Annotated in this window: 16 protein-coding genes; 3 read left to right on the top strand and 13 right to left on the bottom strand. The window is 54.0% G+C overall.

All coding sequences use genetic code 11. The features are described from left to right. Positions 1-137: 137 nt before the first annotated feature. The 5 genes from PPOP_RS03495 to ftsE form a co-directional block, all read right to left on the bottom strand. Entirely contained in the window at positions 138-1,496 is a 1,359-nt protein-coding gene (locus PPOP_RS03495) for a PDZ domain-containing protein (protein ID WP_042227280.1), read from the bottom strand. A 194-nt stretch (positions 1,497-1,690) separates the two neighbouring features. Next, a complete protein-coding gene (locus PPOP_RS03490; RefSeq protein ID WP_006284667.1) occupies positions 1,691-3,139 on the bottom strand; it encodes a S41 family peptidase in 1,449 nt (482 codons plus the stop codon). 72 nt (positions 3,140-3,211) lie between these two features. Then, positions 3,212-4,444, bottom strand: coding sequence for a murein hydrolase activator EnvC family protein (locus tag PPOP_RS03485; RefSeq protein WP_042227278.1), 1,233 nt, complete (start codon positions 4,442-4,444; stop codon positions 3,212-3,214). Between the two features lie 57 nt (positions 4,445-4,501). Next, positions 4,502-5,413, bottom strand: a complete 912-nt coding sequence (ftsX, locus tag PPOP_RS03480; RefSeq protein WP_006284665.1) for a permease-like cell division protein FtsX — start codon at positions 5,411-5,413, stop codon at positions 4,502-4,504. Continuing rightward, the gene (ftsE, locus tag PPOP_RS03475; protein ID WP_042227276.1) at positions 5,403-6,089 is read right to left on the bottom strand and encodes a cell division ATP-binding protein FtsE; all 687 of its coding nucleotides are present in this window, start codon (positions 6,087-6,089) and stop codon (positions 5,403-5,405) included. Before ftsE ends, ftsX begins: the two co-directional genes overlap by 11 nt. Before the next feature lie 282 nt (positions 6,090-6,371). On the opposite strand from ftsE, the gene PPOP_RS03470 reads away from it, so the two are divergent. The 3 genes from PPOP_RS03470 (at position 6,372) to PPOP_RS22510 (ending at position 9,166) form a co-directional block, all read left to right on the top strand. Further along, positions 6,372-7,397 (top strand): alpha/beta hydrolase, encoded by a 1,026-nt coding sequence (locus tag PPOP_RS03470; RefSeq protein ID WP_234399659.1) that lies wholly within the window; start codon positions 6,372-6,374, stop codon positions 7,395-7,397. 102 nt (positions 7,398-7,499) lie between these two features. Further along, positions 7,500-8,987, top strand: coding sequence for a VanW family protein (locus tag PPOP_RS03465; RefSeq protein WP_006284662.1), 1,488 nt, complete (start codon positions 7,500-7,502; stop codon positions 8,985-8,987). Further along, positions 8,984-9,166, top strand: coding sequence for a hypothetical protein (locus PPOP_RS22510; RefSeq protein WP_042227274.1), 183 nt, complete (start codon positions 8,984-8,986; stop codon positions 9,164-9,166). The genes PPOP_RS03465 and PPOP_RS22510 overlap by 4 nt, the downstream gene beginning before the upstream one ends. Before the next feature lie 117 nt (positions 9,167-9,283). Here PPOP_RS22510 and PPOP_RS03455 read toward each other — a convergent pair whose 3' ends face one another. The 8 genes from PPOP_RS03455 to PPOP_RS03420 all read right to left on the bottom strand — a co-directional run bounded on the left by PPOP_RS03455 (position 9,284) and on the right by PPOP_RS03420 (position 19,414). Then, positions 9,284-10,216 carry a YitT family protein gene (locus PPOP_RS03455; RefSeq protein WP_006284661.1) on the bottom strand — a complete coding sequence of 311 codons (933 nt, stop codon included), beginning with the start codon at positions 10,214-10,216 and terminating at the stop codon, positions 9,284-9,286. A 195-nt stretch (positions 10,217-10,411) separates the two neighbouring features. Beyond that, a protein-coding gene (prfB, locus tag PPOP_RS03450) for a peptide chain release factor 2 (protein WP_148277815.1) occupies positions 10,412-11,528 on the bottom strand; the annotation gives its coding sequence in 2 pieces (ribosomal slippage) (positions 10,412-11,455 and positions 11,457-11,528; 1,116 coding nt in all). Between the two features lie 191 nt (positions 11,529-11,719). Next, the gene (gene secA, locus PPOP_RS03445) at positions 11,720-14,230 is read right to left on the bottom strand and encodes a preprotein translocase subunit SecA (RefSeq protein WP_006284659.1); all 2,511 of its coding nucleotides are present in this window, start codon (positions 14,228-14,230) and stop codon (positions 11,720-11,722) included. Between the two features lie 314 nt (positions 14,231-14,544). Then, a complete protein-coding gene (hpf, locus tag PPOP_RS03440) occupies positions 14,545-15,087 on the bottom strand; it encodes a ribosome hibernation-promoting factor, HPF/YfiA family (RefSeq protein WP_006284658.1) in 543 nt (180 codons plus the stop codon). Positions 15,088-15,150: 63 nt separating this feature from the next. Further along, positions 15,151-15,330: a hypothetical protein gene (locus PPOP_RS03435; protein WP_042227272.1), complete on the bottom strand. Its 180-nt coding sequence runs from the start codon at positions 15,328-15,330 to the stop codon at positions 15,151-15,153. 218 nt (positions 15,331-15,548) lie between these two features. Next, the gene (locus PPOP_RS03430; RefSeq protein WP_006284657.1) at positions 15,549-16,643 is read right to left on the bottom strand and encodes a GerAB/ArcD/ProY family transporter; all 1,095 of its coding nucleotides are present in this window, start codon (positions 16,641-16,643) and stop codon (positions 15,549-15,551) included. Positions 16,644-16,682: 39 nt separating this feature from the next. Beyond that, positions 16,683-17,888, bottom strand: a complete 1,206-nt coding sequence (locus PPOP_RS03425) for a Ger(x)C family spore germination protein (protein ID WP_234399658.1) — start codon at positions 17,886-17,888, stop codon at positions 16,683-16,685. A 14-nt stretch (positions 17,889-17,902) separates the two neighbouring features. Further along, positions 17,903-19,414: a spore germination protein gene (locus tag PPOP_RS03420; RefSeq protein ID WP_006284655.1), complete on the bottom strand. Its 1,512-nt coding sequence runs from the start codon at positions 19,412-19,414 to the stop codon at positions 17,903-17,905. Between the last annotated feature and the right edge of the window lie 32 nt (positions 19,415-19,446).

The following is a 19,446-nucleotide window of genomic DNA, read 5'->3' as shown; positions in this document are numbered from 1 at the left end:
CCACCATTTATACACATCCTAGAGGGGAGTTATCCCCTCCTTTTTTAATTTACAAACAAGTTGTCCACATAATTAAACCGTCAACAGCGATGTTTATCCCGAATATCCACAGGATATCCACAATAAAATGCAGATGTTTATGTCGCGGAAGTATCGGCCGGCTTCGTCTCTGGGCCGTCCGCTGCGCCCAATCCAAGCTGCTCCGCTTCCACGGTCTGGTCGGGATGGCCCCGCATTGTCTTCCGCTTCGTCCAAGGGACCGTCAGCAGCGCGAACAGCGACGGCTGACGCGTCACGGCGACGATGGCGACGCGGTCGTCCGGCGCGAGCAAGACGCCGAGCTGGTGATGCTCGCCGGCATAGATCGCGCGCTGCAGGAAGCGCACCTCGCCGCCCCGGTTATACACCTCCAGCTTGCAGAACGCGGCATTGGCACGCAGCGCCTGATGCAACTGCTCCTTCGTGCGCACCGGGACGCCGTTCGCCTTCGCGATGACCTCGCCAGTCCGAATGCCAAGCGCTTCCGCCGGACCGCCCGGCAGCACCGCCAGCACACGCAGCCCAAGTGGATCATGCGTGAAGACCGGGCTGCGCTCGTTCTCCTCGCGACGGCTGAACCAGATGAGCGCTTCATGCAGCCCAAGCGCCGCGATCGCCGCTAGCGGGACCAGCGGCGGCCACCAGGAAGCCGCCAGCCCGAGCGCGAGCAGAATCGCTGCAAAGGCGAACAGGCGCGAGGCGCTTGCCGCCGCCTTCTCCTGCGGCAGGCGGGTAAATGTCAGCTCGGAAAAGCCGATGACGACCGGGAACGCGATCAGCGTCCAGCCTTGTTCCCATCCCGTACCGAGAAGCGGCGTCCACGGGAGCGGCGTTCCCGTCGTCATTGTCGGAAAGAGCAGCAGCAGCGGAATCGGCCACAGGCTCTGCATCTGATAGGCGCCGACAATCCGGCCCCGCTTGCTCTCCATGAACAACGGGCCGGCCATGCGTGCGGCCTGCTTGCGGATAAGCCAGGCTTCCGCCGCGTGCAGCAGCGCCACCAGGATGAGCAGCCCGGCCGCATCCATCTCCCGGATGGCGGCCACGAACGGCGCGAGGAAGCCTTCCGGCGCCCAGGCCGGCGCGAACGCGTTCAGCGCGAACTGAGCCAGCGCGAGCATGCCCCCCGAGTACGCAATACAAAAGAACCGGACGCGGAATAACAGGAGCAGCAGCCCGACCGCCCAGAGCGCGATTATCGCTTCCGCCGTGAAGGAGATGCCTAGGCCGATCACCGCAGCCGAGACGGCGAGCCCCGCTAGCAGCCCGCCCAGCCAGGCATGCCACGTTTGCTCGATCCAACTGTGCATCTTCACCGCGAACAGCCTTCGTTCGAGCAGCATCTGCCTGCGACAGATGAGTGCAACCAATAGGATGGATATCCAATACAAAGGCGACAACAACCATTGAAGCAGTGCTTCCGTCAAATGAACGCCAGTTTCCATAAGGAGTTCCACTTCATTCGCCCCTTTCGAAATATGCGACTTGCCCTATCACAAGCAGAAACGCCGTTGCCCCTCTCTTGGGTAGCGAAGACGGCGCTGCTGCGGGGAATCTAAGCCGCGTGGTAATCATCATCACGCGATACACTGAAAAAAGGAAGGCCGTCAAGTTCAAGCTTGCGACCTTCCTTTTCTTTATTCGACGGCGCTTAGTGAATTTCCTGCTTCACTGTTTCAACCGCTTTGTTCAATTGCGCATCATTCTTCGGATCGCGCATCGCCTGCAAAATGTCGGCTTCCAGCTTCTTCGCCGTCTTCGCGTCCACCTGGCCGGTCGCGCTCAATCCGACGGCGCGCTGGAACGACTTCAGTGCGGCTTCGGTCTCCTTGGAGAAATAGCCGTTCGTACCGCCCGGCTTATAACCGAGACCATCTAGCATAAGCTGCATATTTTTCACGTCCGCATCGTTCATGGCGAACTTCAGCGTTTTGTCCCGCGGAAGCGGAGCGACGCTGTAATATTCCGGCTGATGAACGACAATATCCGGCTCGATGCCTTTTTGATGAATCCAATGACCGTCCGGGGTGAGCCACTTCGCGATCGTAATCTTGATCATCCCGCCGTCACCCGAATCATAACCCATCTGCACCGTTCCTTTGCCGAAAGTTTGCTCGCCGACCAGCTTTGCTCCGGCGGACTCCTTCAATGCGCTCGCCATAATCTCGGATGCGCTCGCGCTGCCCTTGTTCGTCAGCACCGCGATCGGATACGGCTTCACGGTGGTGGAGGTTCCTTGGGAGTTGTACTTGTCGCGCTCCTTATTGCGGTTCTCCACCTGTACGATCGTCTTGCCCTTCGGAACGAACTGCTCCATCATCTTCTGCACGATATCAAGCACCCCGCCCGGGTTGTTGCGCACGTCGATGATAAGCCCCTTCATATCCTGCTTCTCCAGGTTCTGAAGTGCTTCCTTGAACCGTTCGAGCGTGTTCATCGAGAACTGGCGCACCTCGATATATCCGATCTTGTCATCCAGCATCTTCGGATAGACCGTCTCCAAGTCGACCTCATCGCGGATGACAGTCAACTCAATCGGCTCGGATTGCCCTGCACGCTTGATCTCGATTTTCGCCTTGGTGCCTTTCGCGCCGCGAATCTTTTCCACGGCTTCATTCAACGTCTTGCCTGACAGGCTCTCTCCGTTGACAGAGAGGAACACATCCTTCGGCTTCACGCCCGCCTTCTCGGCCGGAGAGCCCTTAATCGGGGAAATGACCGTGATCTCGCCGTTCTTCATCGCCAGTACCGCGCCGATGCCCGTAAAGGCGCCTTCGACGCTGTTATTGAATTGTTGCGCTTCCTCCGCCTCCATATAAGAGGAGTAAGGATCCTCCAGCGCCGAGATCATGCCATGCACGGCCCCATTCACAATCTTCTCGCGTTCTACTGGGGTCACGTACTTATTTTCAATAATGCCGAGAACGGAATTGATCTTCTGCGTCTCCTGCGGGGACAGGCCTTTGCCTGTGGCCGCTGCTTGTCCTCCACTGGCCAGACTGGCCAGACTGGGCAAATCCACCGCAGCCAACGTCACCACGCTGCTTGCCAGCATAGCCGCCCCTACAAGCAAAGCGACCGTCCGTCCTTTGAACGACATTGAATCACCGCCTTTATCTTGTCCATATACGCATGCTCAGGTCTTTCCTAGTATATGCCATTGCCGTCCATTTTATTTGAGATAATTGCTCGGATTCACCTGTTCGCCGTTCAGCCGCACTTCGAAATGAAGATGGTTGCCTGTCGCGCGGCCGGTCTGGCCCACTTCTGCAATCTTGTCGCCACGCTTGACCGTATCGCCCTTCTGGACCTTGATGCCGCCCGAACGAATATGGCCGTACAGTGTCCAGAGCCCGTTGCCGTGATCAAGGATCACACAATTGCCGTATCCCCCATACCACTCGGCTACGATAACCGCTCCGTCCTCGGCCGCATAGATCGGCGTCCCGCCCGGGGTCGCCATATCAATGCCGCTGTGGAACGCCCCGCTGACGCCGGTAATCGGATCGACGCGGGAACCGAATGGCGAAGAAATATAGTAGTCCGCCTGCAGCGGCAGGCCGAGCTTGCCGCCGGTGTACGTATATACTTGCTGTGACGTCTGGCCCTGGTGCTGCGCATTCAGCTCATTCTTCTTGCGAATCAGTTCAGCGCGCTCCTTGGCGAATTCCATCAGGAGACGTTCTTGCTCCTTGCTCACACCGTGGTTGTCTTCCACCTGCTGCTCATAGCTTGCAATCATGACCTTTTTCTCGTTTTCCTTGAGCTGCAAGCTTTTCTTCGCTTCATTCAGCTTCGCGTACAGCAGCTTGACCCGCTTCAGCTCCGTCTCGATCTCCTGCTTCTGGACGACGGCCAGCTCCTTGTCACGCTTATGCTCGGTCAATATTTCCTTGTCACGCGAAGCGATCGTCTGCATCGAGTCGAGCCGATCGACGAAGTCGGAGAAGCTTGTGGCGTTGAACAAGACATCAATATAAGAGACGGCGCCGTTTGTATACATCAACTGCACGCGCGAATCGAGCAGCTTCTCCCGATTGGCAATCCGTCGCTTGATATCCTCCAGCTCCTGGGCCGCCTCCTCCAGATTCGCCTCCGTCTTGTCGACTTCGAGCGTCACGTCGAGCATTTCCTTCGTCTTCTTCTCGATCTCGCCAACGACGTAATTCAGATCCTTGGTCGTTTTGTTCATCATCTCTTCGGCCTTGGCTTTTTGCGCATCGGCCTCCTGCTGCTTGTCCTCCGCTTCCTGTACCTGCCGCTGCAGTTCTTGAAGCCGCTTGTTTACTTGATCCAGCTCCGACGCTACCCCAACCGTCGGCGGCACGAGTATCAATACAAGTAGAGCGCCCGCTGCTGTCAGAGCAATCCATTTCTTCTTCCGTCCTTGCTTAATCAATACCATTCCTCCTTACTCTTATCCGGTACATCTGCGTGGATTGTCCTATTTTGCAAAAAGCGATTAAACCTTCAAGAACTTTCGTATCGAAATCGTGCTTCCCCATACGCCGATGACGATCCCGAGGCCGAGCAGCGTCCCGCCCACGAGCAGCCAAATATCTGTAAGGGGAACCAGCTTAATCATCATCAGTCCGAACTCAAAATGCGTGGTTAGCTGCTGATACCCGTAGAATAGCAGGGCGATGGTCACCACCGAACCCATGATGCCGAGCAGGCCCCCTTCCACGAAGAACGGCCCGCGTATAAAGGAGTTCGTCGCGCCGACCAGCTTCATTATGCCGATCTCGCGCTGGCGCGCCATAATCGTAACTTTAATCGTATTAGAAATAAGGAACATGGCCGTAACGGCCAGCCCGGCAACGATGATCATCCCGAAGTTGCGAATGGTCGAGGTGACTTGGAAGAGCGTCTCGACGGTGCCTTTGCCGTATTGCACCTTCCAGATCGGCTTGGCGCTGTTCGTCTCGTTCAGCATCGAAATTTTTTTGGCCACCATCGGCACATCATCCGGCTGGTAGACATCGATCGTGAAGGAATCCGGCAGCGGATTGGTCTCGTCGTTATAGCCGGCCAGCAGTTCCTTGCCGTCTTCGCCCATTTGCTGCTCCAGCAGCTTCATCCCTTCCTGCTTCGAGATGAAGGCGACCTTGCTGACCTCGGACATATTGCCGATATCGGTTTCCAGCAGCTTCGCCTGCTCCGGTGTCACATTCAGTTGAAGGAAAACCCGAATCTGCACTTGATTGTCAATATTGTTCGTAATGGCATTGACGTTGATGGACAATACCAGGAATACACCGAGAATAAACAGCGAGATCACGATCGAAATTATGGAGGCGAATGACATCCATCCGTTGCGGAACAGACTTTTGCTGCCTTCTCTCAGATGGCGGGCCAACGTATTAAAAGTCATATCCGTACTCCCCCCGAACCTCATCCCGGACGATATGTCCGTGCTCGATCGCGATAACCCGCTGACGCATCGCATTGACGATATCCTTGTTGTGCGTTGCCATGACAATCGTCGTTCCGCGGTAATTAATTTCCTCCAGCAGCTTCATAATGCCCCAGGAATTCTCGGGGTCAAGGTTGCCGGTCGGCTCGTCCGCGACGATAACGGAAGGATTGTTCACAATCGCCCGGGCGATCGCGATTCGCTGCTGCTCCCCGCCGGACAATTGGGCAGGCAGGCTCGATGCCTTATGCTTCAAGCCAACCAGTTCGAGCACCTCTGGCACCCGACGCTTAATGACCTTCGGCGGAGCCTCGATCACTTCCATCGCAAAGGCCACATTTTCATAAACAGTTAGCTTGGGCAGCAGGCGGAAATCCTGAAACACGACGCCAATATTGCGCCGCACGAACGGAATCTTGCGCTGCTTCAACTTCCCGATATTGAATCCACTGACGACAATCTGCCCTTTCGTCGGGATTTCCTCTCTGTATATCAGCTTCATAAAGGTTGATTTCCCCGCTCCGGAAGGACCAACCACATAGACGAACTCATCCTTATCAATCTGGACAGATACCCCGCGCAACGCATGCGATCCGTCCGGGTACGTCTTCCACACATCCTGCATTTCTATCAAATCATCACACCCTACGTAATTAAAGATTAGCCTTTACATATTCGACACCCGCAGGCCAATTCCTCTAATAATAAGCGAATTTCAACATCTTTCCGGTACGTCCGAGATTTGACATGGGTACAACAGGCGGAAAATGTCGATCTGAACCCTAATTTAGCCCGCAAGGGGAAAGGTCATTTTTCCTAACCATCCTTCTTATGTTACAATATACATACTTGCCGTAGCGGGATCAACGAACTAACTTAGCAAGCAGCAACAACGAGAAAGGAATGGTTGATTCGAGTGAAAACAAAGAACACGCGTCATCGAATCATACGATGGATACTTGGTGCCGTTATCGTGTGCATTTTTATTATTCCTGTATTGCTCATATATCTCATCGGTCAGTTTACTCCTTCTTTTCATGCCCTGATCATGAAGCATCTCTTCGAATGGAAGCCCTTTGCGTCACCCGCCAACATCGAGATGATCAACAAGCAAGTTCATGTCGTAAAAGATGTTGTGTACGATGAGCACGGCATGGAGAATAGCCTCCTCGATATCTACTATCCGAAAAATGCCGGCAAGGATCTCCCCGTCATTATGTGGATACATGGAGGGGGATTTGTATCCGGCAATAAAGAGCAAACGCAAGAGTATGGAATGGCGCTCGCCAATGAGGGATATGTCGTAGCCAATATCAACTACGCCCTTGCTCCAGGGCAGAAATATCCGGCTCCCGTCATGCAAGCCAATCAAGCACTGAACTATTTGCAGGACCATATTGGGCAATACGGCGGTGATATGAGCCGATTATTTATTGGCGGTGATTCGGCGGGGGCTCAAATCGCCAGTCAAACCGCGGCCGTGATTACGAATGAAAGCCTGGCCAAGTCGATGGGAATACAGCCCTCTATCGATAAAAAACAGCTCAAAGGTGCCCTCTTATACTGTGGTCTGTACAACATGGATAGAATGACTCAGCCTTCGCCCTCTTTTATCCTGCGGCTTGGAGTGAAGTCGGTGTTGTGGTCCTATACGGGAGTCAAGGATTTCGCCACCTTCACGCGCTTGAATGAGATGTCCACGGTTAACCATGTCACACCGGATTATCCGCCTGTCTTTCTTACCGTGGGAGACGCGGATTCTTTGGCGCCGCATTCCCTAGATCTTATCGACGTTCTCGTCAGGAACGGGGTCGAAGTGGACAGCGTATTATTTGAAGGCACCCATTCGGAGTTAGGCCATGAATATCAATTTGACTTTACTTCTCCCCATGCCGAAAAAACACTAGGGAGAACATTTGAATTTTTGAAAAAGCATAGCTGATGACCCGGCAACCGTTACGCTTTCCAAGTAAAGTTTGCCCCTTTGCGCGCATATAGTGAGAGAGACAGATTTTTTACTTTCTTCACGCAGGAGGCAATCGGTTTGAAAAAAATACATGCGCTATTCATCGCAGCTGCTTCGCTGCTGCTGGCCGTTACCGTCTTGTGGGGATGGGCCCACAGCTATGCTTCGCAAGACCGCCTTCCGCCGGAGGTCCGGCTCTCTTTCTGGGAAGTGGGCGGGATGAGCTTTGCTGCCTTTGGCGAGGAACTGGATCAGCGGCTTCGGCAATTCGAAGCGACACCGGTGGAGATCACCTTCGGATCCAACGGAGCAGCTCCGGTGAGGACGACCTTGTCCGAGCTCGGGGTAACCTATAATGCGAAGCCGTTGTTGGCCGCGCTGAAGCCTTTGCAGGAAGGGTCTCTATGGGAGCGAATAACGGCAAGAAGAAGCTTCAAGAAAGACTGGGAGATACAGTTTCATTGGAAAGCGAGTGTATGGAAGGAGCGATTTACGCCAGGCTGGGAGGCGGCAAGCTTCGGGAAGCCGGTTAATGCCTCGCGCGAGATTACGAAGGATGATGAGGTCGTCTACACGCCGGAGCGACAAGTATACCGCGTCGATCGGGGGCAACTGGAGCAGTTGATTCGGGCAGCCATTCCTCCGGCCTGGTATGAGGGAGGAGCCATCCACATCGAAGCCTCCCTCGTGCTGACCGATCCGCCGGTAACGGTCGCCTTCCTGAAGGCGGAAGGGATTGAGCGGAAAATTGTCGAATTCTCGACCGCCTTCGCCAAATCCGAGGACGGGCGCACGCATAATGTCGTATCTACCGCCAAAACGATCAACGACATGATATTGAAGCCCGGTGACATTTTCGATTACGACAAAGTGATTGCGGAGACAGAGAAGAGGTACGGCTTCAAGGAAGCCCCTGTCATTTATAACGGCAAATTGGTGCCCGGTATTGGCGGCGGCATCTGCCAAGTATCGAGCACGCTCTACAATGCGGTGCTCCGGTCAGGACTGGAGATCGTCGAACGCCGCAATCATTCCTTGCCGGTCTCGTACCTGCCTCTGGGGCTCGACGCGACCTTTTCCCAGGGGTATATCAACTTCAAGTTCAAAAACTGTACCGGCAAGCACCTCCTTATCCGGGCCGAGACCGAAAATGGGCGCTTTACGATCAAATTTTTCGGCACGATGGATAAAAGCATTTCCTATAAAATAGAGACGAAAACGGTAAAGGTGCTGGATCCGCAAATAAAGTATGTCAAAAACCCGAATCTGCCCGCCGGCACGGAGCAGGTGCTGCAGCAGGGCAAGAAAGGTTATGTCGTTGAGTCATACCGAATTAAGGTGGTAGACGGCAAAGAGGTGGAGCGTGAGCGCATTGCGATAGATACCTACCAGCCCCAACCGTCGTTGGTTGCCGTGAACAATGGCGGCGGGATCATTCCGGCGAAGCCGCTGCCGGAGAAGGAGCCGATTGTGGAGGATGGAATCAACGGGCCTGATTTCAAGCCGAATACATCATCGGAGCCTGTGCCGCGGGAAATGCCGCCTAGCTCTCTTGCGAACGTATGAACAGCATACTTACAGCCTTGGCCGTATGGGGCCAAGGCTGTTCCCTGTCCAGTATTCTCATGGCGCTTCCGCAGTCCGATCCGATTGATATGGAGAACGAATTACATCTCCTTCGGCTGCTTCAGCTTGGGCTTCGGCCACTGACGCGGCTTGCCGAACAATCGATACACTCGCTCTGACGCCTCCCCTCATCAACTCTCATCGCATCCAACATCCATCATGCAGAAAAGAGTCTGAACATTCGACGAATGTCCAGACTCTCCCTGGCAATGAATATATTGTGGTTATGACTCCGTTTACGGCTTGTCGGGAGACAGCTTAAACCCTTCTCCCAGCACTTCATTCGTATCGCTAACAATGATAAAAGCTTGCCGATCGACAGAGCGGACCAGCTCCTTCAGCCTAATCATCTCCGTCTGGCCGACGACGACCATCAATACGGTTCTTCCTTCCCCCGTGAATCCGCCTTCCCCGCGCAGCTTCGTCAAGCCGCGATCGAGATCATGCAGGATCACCTCCGACATCCGCTCCGCCTCCTCGCTGATAATGAAGGCGACCTTCGTGGAGCCGAGGCCGACCTGGACGATGTCGACCGTCTTGCTCGTAATGAATAGCGCAATGAGCGCGTACATGGCGCCCTCGAACGAAAGCATGAAGCCCGCCAACGCGATGATGATGCCGTCGCAGATCGCGATGGACAGCGAGAGGCTGATGCGTCCGTACCGGTGCAGCAACTGCGCCGAGATGGCGTTGCCCCCCGTCGATCCGCGCCCGCGGAAGACGATGCCGAGGCCTAGACCGATGCCGAGGCCGCCGAATATGGACGCCAGCAGTGGGTTATCTGTCGCGGACTCGATATGGCTCGTCAGAAATATAAAGGTCGGCAGCACCAGCGAACCGACGAATGCCCGTACGCCGAACTGCTTGCCGAGCAACAGAACGCCGATAATGAATATCGGAATATTGAAAGCATATTGGGTGTAGGCCGGGTTCCAGCCGAATTGCTTTTCAAGCAGAATGGACAGACCGGAGATGCCGCCGGAGGCAATGCGATTCGGCAGCATCAGACTGTTGAACGTCAGCGCTATAATGAACGCCCCGAGTAAAATCAAGCTGTAATCAAGAACGATCCGAAGCGGATGATGATAGGGCAGCCGGGACTCGCGGCGCCGCGGCTTGTGCGAAGCTGCCGATGAGGCTAGCGCTTGAGATTGGGATTGAGTTGGCATAACGATTGCGTCTCTCCTTCGTCACCATAATTGCAGAGCATGGACCGCGTCCATCATCGTATTGCAGGTGCCGCTCTAGCAAAGTGAAGCGTTGCCGTGCAGAAAAAAACTGCCCCGATGTGAACATCGGCGCAGGTGGCGAGTCGGTCTATCGTAGGGCTGTTCAAAAAGTCCCGGCTTTTTGAACAGCCTCTATTAAGATTCGGAAGCGGGTTGAATTAATGTGCGCAAATACGCTTCAATGAATTCGTCGATGTCACCGTCCATGACGGCGCCGACGTTGCCCGTCTCCACCTGGGTGCGATGGTCCTTGACCATGCTGTACGGGTGAAACACGTACGAACGGATCTGGCTGCCCCACGCGATATCCATTTGATCACCGCGGATTTCGGCAAGCTGCTTCTGCTGTTCTTCTATCTTGCGTTCGTACAATTTGGATCGCAGGAGGGTCATCGCCCGTTCGCGGTTTTTGATCTGGGAGCGCTCCGTCTGGCATGTCACGACGATGCCGGTCGGAATATGCGTAATCCGCACGGCCGAATCCGTCGTATTGATATGCTGGCCGCCGGCGCCGCTGGCCCGGTACGTATCAATCTTCAAATCCTCGTTCCGCACCTCGATATCGACATCATCCGTAATCTCGGGAACGACATCGCAGGACACGAAGGACGTATGGCGTCTGCCGGAAGAATCGAATGGAGAGATGCGCACCAGCCGGTGAACGCCTTTTTCCGCCTTCAGGTAACCGTATGCGTTGTATCCTTTGATCAGCAGCGTAACGCTCTTGATGCCGGCTTCATCCCCCGGAAGGTAATCCAGCACTTCGACCTTGAATCCCCGCTGCTCCGCCCAGCGCGTATACATGCGCAGCAGCATCTGACCCCAGTCCTGGGACTCGGTGCCGCCGGCGCCCGGATGAAGCTCCAGGATGGCATTCATCTTGTCGTATGGCTCGCTGAGCAGCAGTTGAAGCTCGAACTGCTCGACCCGCCCATATAGCTGCTTCACGCCCTCCCCCAGTTCCTGGGCGAGGCCTTCGTCATGTTCCTCGTCGGCCAACTCCAGCATCATCTGTGTGTCCTCATAGTCCTGCTGCAGGCTGCTGTACTCCTCCACAATGCCCTTGATGGCGTTCAACTCGCTAATCATGCCTTGCGCCCGTTCGTTATCGTCCCAGAAGTCCGGCGCCGACATCTTCTCTTCGTAGTTCGCTATCATCTCTTGCTTCAGATCGAAGTCAAAGAGACCCCCTAAGGTTGGTCAATTTGGCTGCGATATCCCGCAATTGATGGCGTACACTTGCATCTATCATCTGCTGTCACCTCGAACCTATTGTATGGGAAGGGAAGTCGTTCCATTCCCTGCGATCCGAATAACGGGCGGCTCACTCTTATGCCGCCCGTCCTTCTCATCGGCTTAATGCCCCACCACTTCGACAGTGCCTCCTGCGGTGGTTTATTGATCACTGGCAGCGGGGACTGGCCTGGCAGGCAGCGCCCCTATTTATTCTTGCTTACCGTGACACTGCTTGTATTTCTTGCCGCTGCCGCAAGGGCAAGGCTCATTCCGGCTGATCGTCTCGCCCTTGGCAACCGGATGCTTGACCGCCGGCTCGGCATTGGTCGACATGTTGCTCTCGTCGACCACGGCTTGGCGTTCCACGTTTTGTTCTACACGAGCCTTCATAATATATTGGGCTACTTCTTCCTGGATGGAAGCGACCATGTTGTTGAACATTTCGTAGCCCTCGAACTGATATTCACGCAGCGGATCGGTACCGCCGTAAGCGCGCAAATGAATGCCCTGGCGAAGGTGATCCATCGCATCGATATGATCCATCCATTTGGAGTCGACCGCGCGAAGCACGACAACCTTCTCGAACTCGCGCACGAGTTCCGATCCGAGACGCTCTTCCCGCTCGGTATACTTTTCTACGACCTTGTTGAACAGAGACTCGACGATTTCGTCCTTCTCCTTGCCCCACAGATCATCCTTCGTCATCGTATCTTCATCAAGCATCGTCCGGTGCATATAATCGACGATCTCCTGCAACTCCCAGTTCTCCGGAATATCGTCCTCATTGCAGTGCGCGTCGACGGTGCGCTCGATACAAGGCTTGATCATATCCATCACGATCTGGCGGATATTTTCTGCCTCCAGCACCTCGCGGCGCTGACGGTAAATAATCTCGCGCTGCTGGTTCATCACGTCGTCATATTGAAGGACGACTTTGCGCAAGTCGAAGTTATTGCCTTCGACCCGCTTCTGCGCCGATTCTACCGCGCGCGTAATCAACTTCGACTCGATCGGCTGATCTTCCTCGAAGCCGAGGCGCTCCATCATGCCGAGCACGTTGTCCGCGCCGAAGCGGCGCATTAACTCGTCCCCGAGCGACAGATAGAACTGCGTCGAGCCCGGGTCGCCCTGGCGTCCGGCACGGCCGCGCAACTGGTTGTCGATCCGGCGGCTCTCATGGCGTTCCGTCCCGATAATATGCAGACCGCCGAGCGCCGCCACGCCTTCACCGAGAATAATATCCGTACCGCGCCCAGCCATATTGGTCGCGATGGTAACTTGACCCGGCTGCCCCGCGCGCGAAATAATCTCGGCTTCCTCCCTATGGAACTTCGCATTCAAGACCTGATGCTTAATGCCCTTCTTGCGCAGCTTATCCGATAGCAGCTCCGAGTTCTCGATCGATACCGTGCCGACAAGCACCGGCTGCTGCATCTGATGCCGCTCCACAATCTCTTCAACGACCGAGTTGTACTTCGCGTTCTCCGTCTTGTAGACGACATCCGGCCCGTCCTTCCGCTGGTTCGGCTTGTTCGTCGGAATCTGGACGACCTCGAGGCCGTAGATGCTCTTGAATTCTTCTTCCTCCGTCTTCGCCGTACCGGTCATGCCGGCCAGCTTGCGGTACATCCGGAAGTAGTTCTGGAACGTAATCGTCGCGAGCGTCATGCTCTCGTTCTGCACTTCCAGCTTTTCCTTCGCTTCAATCGCCTGATGGAGGCCGTCGCTGTACCGGCGGCCCGCCATCATGCGGCCCGTGAACTCATCGACGATGACGATCTCGCCATCATTCACCACATAATCGACGTCGCGGCGCATAATCACATTCGCCTTGAGCGCCTGCAGGACGTGGTGGTTTAACGTCACGTTCTTCACATCGAACAGGTTGTCGACGCCGAGCATCTTCTCCGCCTTGGATACTCCGGGTTCCGCAAGAGCCACTTGACGGGTCTTGACGTCGATCGTGTAGTCCTCTTCCGGCTTCAGCGTCTTAACGAACGTATCCGCAATATGGTAGAACTCCGTCGACTTGGCAGCTTGTCCGGAAATAATCAGCGGCGTCCGCGCTTCGTCGATCAGAATCGAATCCACTTCATCAATAATGGCAAAGCTCAGCGGACGCTGAACCATCTGTTCCTTGTAGAGCACCATATTATCGCGCAAGTAATCGAAACCATACTCATTGTTGGTCCCATACGTAATATCGCAGGCATAGGCTTCCTTCTTCATGAGCGGATCCATACCGGCCAGATTCAAGCCGACCGTCATGCCGAGGAACTGGTAGATTTGCCCCATCTCTTCGCTGTCACGCGTTGCCAAATAGTCATTGACCGTGATAACATGCACGCCTTTGCCGGCGAGGGCATTCAGGTAGACGGGCAAAGTTCCGACCAGCGTCTTCCCTTCCCCGGTTTTCATTTCAGCAATTTTGCCTTCATGAAGCACCATACCGCCTAGCAGTTGCACGTCATAGTGGCGCTTGTTAAGCACGCGCTTGCCCGCTTCGCGGACGGTAGCGAACGCTTCAGGCAGCAATTGATCCAACGCATCGCCCTTCTCGAGACGGGCGCGGAATTCCTCTGTCTTCCCACGCAACTGGTCATCCGTTAATTTCACGAATTCCGGCTCCATGCCATTGATCAGGTCTACGGTCTTCATCAACCGTTTCACTTCGCGTTCGTTGGCATCACCGAATATCTTTTTCACAAGTCCTAGCATGCTAAACCCCTTTCACGCAAATCCCTTCGTGATTTCTTCGTCCATCCCACCCCCGCGGAGCGGGTGGATTCGGGAATGGCGGCGTTGACTCGTTTTGCAATAAATTGTAACAGTTTCAAAAGGCGCCCGCAACCTTGGCAGGGCAGGAATTCGCGCATTTCCGCCAATTCAGGTCATAAGATGTGTACGCAACATCTATCCTGTAGTATAGGCGCGAAAAGAGCCCATTCCGTTGTGGGAATAGGCTTAGTCCAAATTTGAGTATTGGGTGCAGACTCTGACACCGCAATGCAACAGAGCCGGCCAAGCCACGATCAGCCTTGTTCAATCAAGCCGTAGCGCCCGTCATCGCGGCGGTAGACTACGTTCACTTCCTTCGTCTCTGCGTTCGAGAATACGAAGAAGCTATGTCCAATCATATTCATCTGCAGAATCGCTTCCTCGACGTCCATCGGCTTCAGCGTGAACCGCTTCATCCGTACGACTTCGAGCTGGTCTTCCTCATCCACCGGTACCGGCGCAGCCACATCACTGAACAGATGCGCTTCGGTGCCCGTCTGACGGAACTTCCGGTTGACCTTTGTCTTATGCTTGCGGATTTGCCGCTCCAGCTTGTCCGTAACGGAATCGATCGAAGCGTACATATCTTTGCTCCGATCTTCCGCCCTCAACAGCAAGCCCGGCAAAGGAATCGTTACTTCAACGATATGCAGATCACGTATTACGCTCAGCGTCACGTTGACATCTGACGTAGGGGGAGCTTCGAAATAGCGTTCCAGCCGCCCTAATTTCTTCTCGACATAATCGAGCAGCGCGTCTGTCACTTCAATGTGTTGACCTCGAACTTTGTAATTCATAGACACTCCTCCTTTATTGTTCACATTATACCATAACTGCCTAGCGGGAGCCACGTAAAACGATTACAATCCATTAACAATAGGTATGAGCAATTGCCCGGTCGAAGCTCGCTTGAAGGGCCGCCCCTGCTGATGCTGGGAAACGGCCACACCCATGAACCTATGATAATCCGGAATACATTCGCTTCTCTCCCGACTGGTATTCTGATTCTGTTGCCCGTGATTGCGAATCATCTCACTCATTGCATGTTCCCTCCTTGCCGATGACGTGATAACCTTCACGTTCGAATGCAGCAATAATGTATTCTATATTCATTCCTCTGGCCTTGGCTCCTCGTGGAATCGTCATCATGCGCCAGAATAGTTCTCATATTTGCTTTCAGCATAACACGGTCCCTTCGAACAGCTCATGATTGCACGCACATCGAGAGTGACAGGATGATGTCGGGAACGCTGTGAGGTTATTGCCCTCCCCTATGAATCCGCCGCTTGAACAGCAACCCTATGAAAAAGAGAAGGGGAATAACCACTCCCATCGTAAATACGATGGTGATCCAGATTGTAGAGAGGAATTGATGCGCTGCAGCCGAATTCGGAAAAATCAATACCGAGACAACGACTAACAGCACGACCATTGGCAGCAATATGGTTCGATAGCTCGGAAGGCGGGCAAGGCGAACAAGCCCTGATACCGTTGCGTAGAAGTAAAGGGACATTTTCACAAACGTCGTTATTAACCACAGACCTGCCGCAATCGCTTCAACCCGTTCCAGAAATCTGCCGATGCTTATTCTCTGCGCTAAGGAATAGACCGGATATTCTTGCAAAGAAGTGACGTTCGCGCCAAGCACAAGGATGGTTAACGCCGCGACGACACAAAATAGCCCCCCGCCAAGCAATGCAGCCCCGATGAAAGCTTGAGGGCCTATGTTGCCTTCTGTCCGTTCGACGGGCTGAACCATCAGGAAGACGACGAGAGGCATGTAGGACAGGCTCAACACCATCAGCACCGAATGGGCCAGTTCCTTCGGTCCTGCTTCCAGGAACGGCTGGACATTCCGAACATCAATTTGCGGAATCAGCAGCGCCACCATAAATAGAAACAGCAGCGCAAACCACGGGAACAGTAATTCCGCCATTCTGGCCAATGTATTGAAGCCGCTCTCAAGCGCATACAGGAGAACAAGAGCAGGCAACGCATTGACAAACAACAGCGGTGTTTCCGGGAGCAGCACCGTAGTCGTGAATTTGCCAATATCGAACAACACCAATGAGGCTCCCAAGAAGGCGAACAGGATAAACAGCAGCGCCAATCCCTTGCCAATCCATGTACCGAACAGCGACTCGCTTATTTCAGCGATGGTCATTCCGGGAGCGGCACGGTTCACCCCAATATAGAGTAGAACGAGTAACAACCCTGGCACTATTGCCGCGATGGGAGCCATCCAGGCATCTTGTCCGATTTCTGCGGCTAATCCGGCGGGTGTAACCAGAATTGTCGTCCCGACAGTGAAGAGAATGACCAATATTTTAAATTGACGCAGATTGATTTTCATAGGCTTCACTGAGAATTCGCCCCCATTTGGTACAACCGCTCATTCTTTCAATTTTTCAAGAAATGTCCCTTTCGTTTTACCGGAAGTTCTTAGCTTCACATCGACATGAAAATGTACGGGCACCGAATCCATACGTTCTGGCCAATTCGATTTCAGTCGTGCCCATGCCCCGGGAGCGGAACGATGAATGGCCGCCCCCAGGCCAATAAAGTCAAGCTTCATGTCATGCGCTTTTTTCAGCGTCTTCTCTAAAATCAATGCCAGCTTCCTATTAGTAATTTTCTCCAACTCCTGAATGACCGTCGTATCCGCCAGATTATCCTTGCACTGCGTTTCTCCGATATTGGCGGTCGCCTTGATATGGATATCGATTTTCGGCGTACGGCTGCCTCTATTTACATGAATTCGGCTGTTTGTTCTTATACTTTCTATCGTAAGCTGTCCTGCTTCGTCGGGACAAGAGATCACGCCCACGGTGCTCCTTACGCTCCCCTTTATGTAGTTGTAGCCTTTGCTCTCCTCTTCATTAAGCCAACCTGCCAGCCTGTCTTTCCGGAATACCGCCATGCCTTCATATTTCAATTTTGCCGGCGTTTCCGTCGCCTCTACGTTTTTTTTTGTTTCCCCTTCCTTGATATCGCCAAGGTACCGAATGCCGGTAATGGCCGGCGTCTTTCCGGCCGTCATCATATCGGAGATCAGTTCATCCAGCTTCACCGTCCCGGTCGCCGCCCACGATTTGCTTGACATTTCCAGCGAGGAGAACATTTTTTCTGCAGGAATTTTTTCGATAGCCGGGTAGGCCTTCAAAATCTCCTCTGCCCTGCTCCCCCTGGCGATAGCGATATAAAAGTCGGTTCGAAATTCATGATCACGGGAAATGAATTCGATCGCGTGGCCGATCCCCTTTCCGGCTACTTCTTCGCTAATCAGGAACATTCTCAGATGGGAAAAGTAAATTTTTCGTGCAGACGTTGTCGTCATCCTCCTGACGGCCTCGAATACCGTCTTCCCCTGCTCCTTATAGACCGTAACCGAAGCACGCCCGCTCCCCTTCTTCGAAGCGATTTCTGCCGGGTCGACGACCTGAACACTGACGGTATACCCCTCTTCGGATCGATCCACCCCCATCGCTACGGCGATAACCAAATCATTGACTTCTCTCCTGTCCCAACACCCGGCCAAGGCCAGGGCCACCATAAGCCAGATTGCCACGATGCGCATTATATATGCCGCATGTACCACGATTATCTCTCCCATCATCGCTTCTTCTTCGTATTGATGGGGTGTATGCGTTGGGCAAGGCTCACCTTCGGCAGTCGGAGGAGACTGTCTTCCTGCTCATGCAGATTGAACGGGGAGAACGGGGCCATGTACGGCACGCCGAACGATCTCAGGCTGCACAAGTGCACCATAATCATCCCGATCCCGATAAAAATGCCATACAACCCCGCCATTGCCGCCAACCCCATTAGCGGATACCTTAAAATTCTAACGGCAATCCCCATGCTATAGGCAGGAATCGAGAAGTTGGAGATTGCGGTTAATGCAACGACAATGACCATCCCTGGCGATACCAGTCCGGCCTCTACCGCCGCCTGGCCAATGACAAGGGCGCCGACAATGGATACAGCCTGCCCGATCGCCCGCGGCATTCGAACGCCCGCTTCCCTTAAAATTTCAAATATCGTCTCCATAATCAAGGCTTCCACAAAAGCAGGGAAGGGAATGCCTTCCCGCCCGGCGGCGATACTGATCATTAATGCAGTGGGGAGCATCTCTTCGTGGAACGTCGTAATGGCGATATAAAGTGACGGGCCCAGTAGCGCAATAAAGAAGGCTAACATTCTCAACATTCGAATCAACCCGAAATCGGAGCGCTGATAGTAATCTTCGGCAGCCTGGAAATATTGAATAAACAGCGCAGGCACCAACAACACGAAGGGCGTTCCGTCGACCAATATCGCTACACGCCCTTCCATCAGCCCTGAAGCTACCACGTCAGGTCTTTCCGTATTATACATTGTTGGAAAAGGGGTATACGTTCGATCCTCTATGAGCTCCTCGATCATGCCGCTTTCCAATATGCCTGCCAACTCCAGCATGTCCAATCTTCGATGAACTTCCTCCACCACCTGCTCGTCTGCCGCTCCCTTCATGTACATGACGGCTACACTCGTTTGCGATAGCGTCCCGATCGTTTTGGTCTGAAGCCATAGCTTCGGGTTTTTGATTTTCCGGCGAACGAGCGCCGTGTTCGTCCTCAAATTTTCGGTGAATGCATCGCGCGGACCTCTTACGACCGTCTGATCTTCGGGTGTCTGCACCCCCCGATCCTCCCAGCCTGCCGTTGCGGCAGCCAGCCCGCGAGCACATCGTTCGAGCAAAACCATCGTATCCCCGCTCATCAGGTGGCTGAACAGCTTGTGATAATCGGCCACTTCTTCAAGTTGGGATACCGACACAGCATATTCTTTGAATATGGTGAACCAATCGGGATCTGCCGTAGGCGCATGCTCCTCCGAAATGATCTCGCTGCTCGTAACCGCCCTTACGATAAAATCTTGCACTACCGTCGTATCGGCCAATCCATCGATGTACAGAATAGCTGCTTTAAGATCGGATCTCCCCCCCACCCATACTTCTCTGACAACGAGATCCGTGCTGCTGCCCAACGTCTCTTTCACCTGTTGTATATTCTTCTCCAAGGTCGCAGCTAACGGTTCGTTATCCAGCGCGGAGTACTCCGAACGTTCATCCTTCCCACTCATGTCCAGCCTCCTTCCAAGGGATACTGTAATTG

It is taken from the genome of Paenibacillus popilliae ATCC 14706, from assembly GCF_000315235.1.
Taxonomy (GTDB): Bacteria; Bacillota; Bacilli; order Paenibacillales; family Paenibacillaceae; genus Paenibacillus_B; species Paenibacillus_B popilliae.
This window is presented reverse-complemented; position numbering and strand designations above follow the sequence as displayed.

Excerpts from the sequence above, each read along its gene's own strand:
- PPOP_RS03490 (WP_006284667.1), bottom strand. The coding sequence starts at position 3,139 with ATGTCGTTCAAAGGACGGACGGTCGCTTTGCTTGTAGGGGCGGCTATG.
- PPOP_RS03485 (WP_042227278.1), bottom strand. The coding sequence starts at position 4,444 with ATGGTATTGATTAAGCAAGGACGGAAGAAGAAATGGATTGCTCTGACA.
- ftsX (WP_006284665.1), bottom strand. The coding sequence starts at position 5,413 with ATGACTTTTAATACGTTGGCCCGCCATCTGAGAGAAGGCAGCAAAAGT.
- PPOP_RS22510 (WP_042227274.1), top strand. The coding sequence starts at position 8,984 with ATGAACAGCATACTTACAGCCTTGGCCGTATGGGGCCAAGGCTGTTCC.
- PPOP_RS03455 (WP_006284661.1), bottom strand. The coding sequence starts at position 10,216 with ATGCCAACTCAATCCCAATCTCAAGCGCTAGCCTCATCGGCAGCTTCG.
- secA (WP_006284659.1), bottom strand. The coding sequence starts at position 14,230 with ATGCTAGGACTTGTGAAAAAGATATTCGGTGATGCCAACGAACGCGAA.
- hpf (WP_006284658.1), bottom strand. The coding sequence starts at position 15,087 with ATGAATTACAAAGTTCGAGGTCAACACATTGAAGTGACAGACGCGCTG.
- PPOP_RS03435 (WP_042227272.1), bottom strand. The coding sequence starts at position 15,330 with ATGAGTGAGATGATTCGCAATCACGGGCAACAGAATCAGAATACCAGT.
- PPOP_RS03430 (WP_006284657.1), bottom strand. The coding sequence starts at position 16,643 with ATGAAAATCAATCTGCGTCAATTTAAAATATTGGTCATTCTCTTCACT.
- PPOP_RS03420 (WP_006284655.1), bottom strand. The coding sequence starts at position 19,414 with ATGAGTGGGAAGGATGAACGTTCGGAGTACTCCGCGCTGGATAACGAA.